We start from the raw sequence: 6,625 nt of genomic DNA, 5'->3' as shown, positions 1-6,625 counted from the left end.
GCGGCTACCGCCTCACCCGCACGCCCGGCGGCTCCTACGGGCGCGGCGCCGAAAACCTGTTCTTCTACACCGAGCTGCACAATGCCCCGGTCGGTCCGGCTCTGCGCGTGCATTACCACCTCACCACCCCCGACGGCTCGGCCGCCGATGCCGATGGCGAGCTCACGCCCCAGAGCGGCCGCCCCACCACTGTAGTGGGTCAGCTTCCCTTCGGGCCGCTGCCCGATGGCCCTTTCACGCTTTTTATTGAGATATATGGCGGACCGGGTAATAAGAAGCTCATCGCCGGCCACCGCGCTATTGGCCTGCGCAACGAAGCCGACTACGCGCCCGCCGGTGCCCCCGCCCCCCGCTAAGTATGGTCACCAAAGAAACTGCCGGCCGGCCCTATGCTTGGTACTTCGAGCCGCTGCGCTGGCTGCTACTGGGGCTGGCGCATCTGCCGCTGGCGGTGCTGTACCTGTTTGCTGAAGTTATCTATTTTCTGCTGGCCTACGTGGTGCGCTACCGTTGGCGCGTGGTGCAGGAAAACCTGCGCAACTCTTTCCCGGAGAAAGCGCCGGCCGAAATTGAGCGCATCGGCAAAGCGTTTTATCGCCATTTTGCGCAGGTCATCATTGAGATTCTGAAGCTGGCTGCCATTTCGCCCGCCGAACTGCGGCAGCGCATGCGCTTCACGAACCCCGAGCTGATGACGCGCCATTTTGCTGACAAACGGCTGGTACTGTCGCTGGGCTCGCACATGGGTAATTGGGAATGGATACTGAGCGGCGCGGCACTGGAATTTCCCGGCCGGGCCGCCGGCGTGTATAAACCCTTGAACAACCTGTTCTTTGAAAGCTTCATGCGCCGCCTGCGCACCCGCCTAGAGGCCGATGCCGTGCCCATGCTGGCCACCCTGCGCTACCTGGTGGCCCACCGCGGCGAGGGCCGCACCCTGAGCCTGCTCACCGACCAGGCCGCCGGCCCCGAAGACCGCCCGTATTGGACCGACTTCCTGCACCAAGACACCAGCTTCTACACCAGCGCCGACCGCCTGGCGGCCCAACTCGACTGCGCCGTGCTCTACGTGGGCATCCGCCGCGTGCGCCGCGGCTACTACGAAGTCACTTTCACCGAGCTGCCCGATGGCCGCGTGGCGAAAGTGGCCGCGACCGGCATCTTCCCCGTCACTGAAGCCTTCGCCCGGCAGCTGGAGAAGGACATGCGCGCCTCGCCCGAGCAGTATCTGTGGACGCATAGAAGGTGGAAGCACCAGCGCAACCTCACTCCCTGACCCTCTCTCCCGCGGAGAGAGGCACCGCACTTGCTCCTTGCAAAAGCCGCTACAAAAAAACAAAGAGCCTGCTGAAAAGCAGGCTCTTTGTTTTTACCCAAGTCATTAGCGCCGAACTGGTGCCCCCTCTTTTTTGGAGAGGGGGTGAGGTTGAACGCCTATAAGTACTGCTCAATGTCGCCGGCGCCGTCGCGGATAATGTCAAAGTCGTCGTTGGTGCAGTCTACGATGGTGCTTGGGGTATTGCCGCCGAAGCCGCCGTCAATCACGAGGTCCACGAGCAGGCGGTACTTTTCGTAAATCAGGTCCGGGTCGGTTACGTATTCTTCAAGGGTTTCCTCGCTCTCGCGCACCGAGGTGCTCACGATGGGGTTGCCCAGCTCCTTCACCAGCTGGCGAATAATCTGGTTATCGGGCACGCGAATACCCACCTGCTTGCGCTTGGTGCCGCCGAAGCGCGGCGCGTTGGCGCTGGCTTCAAAGAGGAAGGTGAACGGACCGGGCAACGCCTTTTTAATAACCTTATAAGTGGCCGTGTTAATGCCGTGGGCGTAGTCGCTGATGTGCGACAGGTCGTAGCAGATGAAGCTCAGGTTGGCTTTTTCGGGGTTGATGCCTTTGATGCGGCACACGCGCTCCACGGCCTTGGCGTTGGTCACGTCGCAGCCAATGCCATACACGGTATCGGTGGGGTAAATAATAACTCCGCCCTTGCGCAGAACCTCAACGGCTTGCTGAATGCGATTTTGGGGCGGATTCTCGGGGTGAATGCGGAGCAGGGTGGCGGGCATAGATAAACGAAGAATAAATGTGAAACGGGCCGGGTGATAGCCGCCGCGCGCCGGCAAAAACCGGCCTGGCGGCCCGGCGGGGCCAAAGGCGCGGGAAAGGTACTACCTCCGGCCGAAACGTGCCAACTTGGCCGCGCCGCGCGGGCAGCCGTGGCAAGGGCTTCGTACTTTTGACGCCGCTCCCTTGACTCCTGCTTTATTACCATGGCCAAACCCGCCCAAAAGTCCATTCTCGAACGTCGTGACGATGCCCTCAAACGCCGCAAGCGCTGGGGCACGGTGAGTGTTGTGTTCACGCTCGCGCTGGTATGCTTCTCCTATTATTTCTACCAGGTGTTCTTCACCGCCAACATCGAAACCAAGGGCAAACCCACCTACGTGGTGATTCCGCGCGGGGCCGACTGGAAAACCGCCCTCAATACCATCGACAAAACCGGGGCCGTGGTCGACAAGCTCTCGCTGCACTTCGTGGCCCGGCTGATGAAGTATGACAAGCCCGGCGCCGTGAAGCCCGGCAACTACGAGCTGAAAGACGGCTTCACCAACCGCCAGCTTATCAACGTGCTCAAGAGCGGTGCGCAGTCGCCCGTGAAGCTCACCTTCAACACCGTGCGCCTGCGTAATGAATTAGTAACCAAGCTGGCCAGCCAGGTCGACGTGCCCGCCGCCCGCCTCGACTCGCTGCTGCGCGACCCGGCCTACACCAAAAGCCTGGGCTTCGACACCACCACGGTGCTCACCATGTTCATCCCGAACACCTACGACGTGTACTGGAATACCTCGGCCAAGCGCCTCATGCAGCGCCTGAAAACGTCATACGAGCAGTTCTGGACGCCCGCCCGCGATGCCGAGCGCGAAAAGCTGCACCTCACCCGCGCCCAGGTGAGCACCCTGGCCAGCATCGTAGAGGCCGAGCAGCAGCAGCACGCCGACGAGCGCCCGCGCATTGCCGGCGTCTACCTCAACCGCCTGCGTAAAGGCATGAAGCTGCAGGCCGACCCCACCGTGGTGTACGCCAACCACGACTTCACCATCAAGCGCGTGCTGAACGTGCACCTGCAAAAAGACTCCCCCTACAACACCTATAAGTACGCCGGCCTGCCGCCCGGCCCCATCAACCTGCCCAGCATCGCCAGCATCGACGCCGTACTGAAACCCGAAAGCAACAACTACCTCTACTTCTGCGCCAAGGAAGATTTTAGCGGCTACCACGCCTTCGCCACCAACGAAGCCGAGCACATTGCCAACGCCCGCCGCTACCAGGCCGCGCTGAACCGGGCGGGGATTAAGTAATTACTTGTCATCCTGAGCGGAACGAAGGACCTTATCGCGTCTGAACTGTTGCTAATACTGCATAGTAGTTCTGACGTGATAAGGTCCTTCGCTCCACTCAGGATGACAGACAAAACGAACCGAAGCCCATGTACACCTCCGACATCCAAATCCGCGTGCGCTACGCCGAAACCGACCAGATGGGCTACGTCTATCACGGCAACTACGCGGCGTATTTCGAAGTCGCCCGCACCGAGGCGTTTCGCAAGCTCGGCATCAGCTACAAAGACATGGAAGCCAGCGGCGTGGGCATGCCGGTAGGTGAGCTGCGCACCAAGTTCCGCCGTCCGGCCCGCTACGACGACCTGCTCACCGTGCGCCTGCTGCTGCGCCAGCCGCCCGAAGGCGCCCGCGTGCTGTTCGAGTATGAGATTTATAATGAGGCCGGCCAACTACTTACCGAGGGCCACACCCTCATGGTGTTTGTGAAAACCGATACCGGCCGGCCCGTGGCCATGCCCGCCAACATTCAGGAGCGCCTGCTGCCGTATTTTAGCGAAGACGAATTCGACAGCCCCGTGCTGCCCACGCCCGGCGCCATTCCGCCCGACGCGCCAGCGCCGGCGGCATTCCGGAAATAAAGTGTTAAGTTTTGAATGTTGAGGGTTGAGTTTTCTAAGCGGCCAAACCATTCAAAGCTCAACCCTCAAAACACAACCCTTTAAGCGTGAAAGCTCCCGCCGCCATTCGCCGAGCCCGCCTGCCCGATGTGCGCCAGCAGCGCCACTACCGGCGGCTGATTGTGGGCCTCAAGCGCCTGCGCGTGGGCAATGGCGGTGCCTCGCTCTACGACATTCTCGCCCGCATCCTGCACGAGTTGCGGCTCGACTCGCTCGAAAAGCGCGCCGCCTACATGGCCTTCAACCTGACGGTGGCCCTGTTTCCGACCATCATTTTCCTGTTCACGCTCATTCCGTACATTCCCGTTCCGAATCTGAACGTGGACATTCTGCAGTTTCTGGGCGACTTCATGCCGCGCGAGCTCTACGCCGCCACGGCCGGTACCATCGAGGACATCGTGAACATTCCGCACGGCGGCCTGCTCTCGTTCGGTTTCGTCACGGCCCTGGTGCTCAGCTCCAACGGCATCATGGCCCTGCTCGATGCCTTCGAGAAGAAGTACCCGTGGTTCAAGCACCGTAGCTACCTGCGTAAGCGCATGATTGCCACCGTACTCACCTTCGTGCTGGCCCTGATTCTGCTGCTGGCTATTGCGGGTATCTTCTTCGGTACCTACATCATCGATGCGCTGGTGTTCTATGAGATTGTGCCCGAGCGGTTCACCGACCTCGTGATTACGTTGGTGCGCTACGGCTCGCTGCTGGGGCTTTTTTTGAGCACTACCTGCGTGATTTACTACTTCGTGCCGCCCGTGCACGACAAGTGGCCGTTGGTGTCGGCCGGGGCCATTGTGGCCACGCTGCTTATCTTTCTGGTGTCGTTTCTGTTTACGCTTTACGTGCGTATTTTCGATTCCTACAACCACTTCTACGGCTCCATTGGGGCGCTGGTGGGTTTTATGGTGTGGCTGGAATTTGTGTGCATGACGCTCATCATCGGCTTCGAAGTGAATGTGAGCATGGATGCCATCACCGGGCGGCGCCGCCAGATGATGCGTGAGCAATTAGGCGTCCAGCGCGTCATCAGCGTCGAAAAATGATATTCTGATTTTCAGGCCACTAGCAAAAAGTTAGAAATTTTTTCAGGACAAGCGTTTTTTACTTCAGATTCCTTTTTACTTTTGCACTCCCCAATCACTCGGGGGCCTGTATAGAGAGGTGGCAGAGTGGTCGAATGCGACGGTTTCGAAAACCGTTATACCGGCAACGGTATCGGGGGTTCGAATCCCCCCTTCTCTACAAAAGGCTTTTTCTGCGCCGGAAAAAGCCTTTTTTGTTGCATAATTATCCTGCGCGACAATACAATTGACCCAGAGAGCTGGCAGAGTGGTCGATTGCGGCGGTCTTGAAAACCGTTGAGGGTTAAACCTCCGGGGGTTCGAATCCCTCGCTCTCTGCAACAAAAAAGCCCCGTTTCCATTCTGGAAACGGGGCTTTTTTGTTGCGGCTGGGGAATGTGATGCGGAGGGATTTAATATAGCTATTTATCTGGTAATAAGATTATTGCTGCAATGGCGGCTTACCTTTGTTCGCAGTTAAAAATCCTGCAAGTGAGGAGCCAGCTAAAATAAGCGAGGCTGCTGGGAAATACGTTTTACTTTATTGTTTGCATGGCTGATTTATACGTTGTTACGTCTCGTTTGACGATGCTGGTACTTTTGGTGCTGGGGCTGAGCCGCGCCGGCCATGCCCAGACAGGAGCCAGCTGGCAGGCTGCTTTGGCCAATAATTCGACCACTACTAGCGGCACCGCCACGGTGCTGGCCACGGCCGTAGGCGCTGCGGGGCAAGTGTACGTGGCCGGCTACATCACGGGGCAGGTGGGATTTGGGAACACGGTATTGGCGCCGGGCAACAGCCAGGATGCTTTCGTGGCGCGTTGGGAGCCTGTTTCCGGCACATGGGCCTGGGCGCTTGGCGCGGGCGGCACCAGCAGCGAGCAGGCCCTGGGGCTGGCCGTGAGCGGCAGTAAGATTTACGTGACGGGCATTACCACCAACTACGCGGTGGCCGGCGATGCCAACGGGGCCTACAACGTGCAGTTTGGCACGCACCCGCTGCCCGGCACCGGCACCAGCTACAACAACGACCTGTTTGTGGCTCGCATCACGGACACCGGCACGCCGCCCACCGACTGGGACTGGGCCATGCAGGCTGGCGGCACCAGCGAAGACCTGGGCACGGCCGTGGCCGTGAGCGGCACCCGCATTTACGTGGGCGGCGCCGTGCGCAACGCGGCCGCAACCGGCGATGCCAACGGGGCCAACAACGTGCAGTTCGGCACATACCCCCTGGCAGGCAACGGCGCGGCCATCAACAATGACCTGTTTGTGGCTCGCCTGACGGATGCGGCCGCGCCCACCAACTGGGATTGGGTGCTGGACGGCGGCGGCACGAGCGAAGACGGCGTGAACGCACTGGTTGCCAATGGTAATGCGCTGTATCTGGCCGGGTTTTCGACGAACTATGCCGTGGCCGGCGATGCCAACGGCGCCGCCAACGTGCAGCTGGGCAGCCTGCCGCTGGCGGGCACCGGCTACGGCAACAACGCCGATGTGCTGGTAGCCAAGCTTACCGACGCTACCGCGCAGCCGGCCGTCTGGAAC

The 6,625-nt window shown here is 60.2% G+C and carries 7 protein-coding genes and 2 tRNA genes; 8 read left to right on the top strand and 1 reads right to left on the bottom strand.

Annotation, left to right across the window (positions count from 1 at the left end):
• Both ACYVDE_RS11720 and ACYVDE_RS11715 read left to right on the top strand, forming a co-directional pair.
• Window positions 1-356: hypothetical protein (locus ACYVDE_RS11720; protein WP_460501732.1), on the top strand; the 356-nt coding region annotated here is incomplete at its 5' end.
• Between the two features lie 2 nt (window positions 357-358).
• Window positions 359-1,276 carry a lysophospholipid acyltransferase family protein gene (locus tag ACYVDE_RS11715; RefSeq protein WP_460501731.1) on the top strand — a complete coding sequence of 306 codons (918 nt, stop codon included), beginning with the start codon at window positions 359-361 and terminating at the stop codon, window positions 1,274-1,276.
• Between the two features lie 158 nt (window positions 1,277-1,434).
• Here ACYVDE_RS11715 and ACYVDE_RS11710 read toward each other — a convergent pair whose 3' ends face one another.
• On the bottom strand, window positions 1,435-2,067 hold the full coding sequence (locus ACYVDE_RS11710) for an L-threonylcarbamoyladenylate synthase (protein ID WP_460501730.1): 633 nt from the start codon (window positions 2,065-2,067) through the stop codon (window positions 1,435-1,437).
• Between the two features lie 204 nt (window positions 2,068-2,271).
• Between ACYVDE_RS11710 and mltG the strand changes: the two genes are divergently transcribed.
• The 6 genes from mltG to ACYVDE_RS11680 all read left to right on the top strand — a co-directional run.
• On the top strand, window positions 2,272-3,360 hold the full coding sequence (gene mltG, locus ACYVDE_RS11705) for an endolytic transglycosylase MltG (protein ID WP_460501729.1): 1,089 nt from the start codon (window positions 2,272-2,274) through the stop codon (window positions 3,358-3,360).
• 128 nt (window positions 3,361-3,488) lie between these two features.
• Window positions 3,489-3,980, top strand: coding sequence for an acyl-CoA thioesterase (locus ACYVDE_RS11700; RefSeq protein WP_460501728.1), 492 nt, complete (start codon window positions 3,489-3,491; stop codon window positions 3,978-3,980).
• A gap of 86 nt (window positions 3,981-4,066) precedes the next feature.
• Window positions 4,067-5,059, top strand: a complete 993-nt coding sequence (locus ACYVDE_RS11695; protein ID WP_460501727.1) for a YihY/virulence factor BrkB family protein — start codon at window positions 4,067-4,069, stop codon at window positions 5,057-5,059.
• A gap of 112 nt (window positions 5,060-5,171) precedes the next feature.
• Window positions 5,172-5,258: transfer RNA gene (locus tag ACYVDE_RS11690), tRNA-Ser, on the top strand.
• A 73-nt stretch (window positions 5,259-5,331) separates the two neighbouring features.
• Window positions 5,332-5,416: transfer RNA gene (locus ACYVDE_RS11685), tRNA-Ser, on the top strand.
• A gap of 249 nt (window positions 5,417-5,665) precedes the next feature.
• Window positions 5,666-6,625: hypothetical protein (locus ACYVDE_RS11680; RefSeq protein WP_460501726.1), on the top strand; the 960-nt coding region annotated here is incomplete at its 3' end.

This window comes from Hymenobacter agri, from assembly GCF_054778495.1.
The sequence above is the reverse complement of the archived record's forward strand: the minus strand, read 5'-3'. Positions and strand labels throughout refer to the sequence as shown.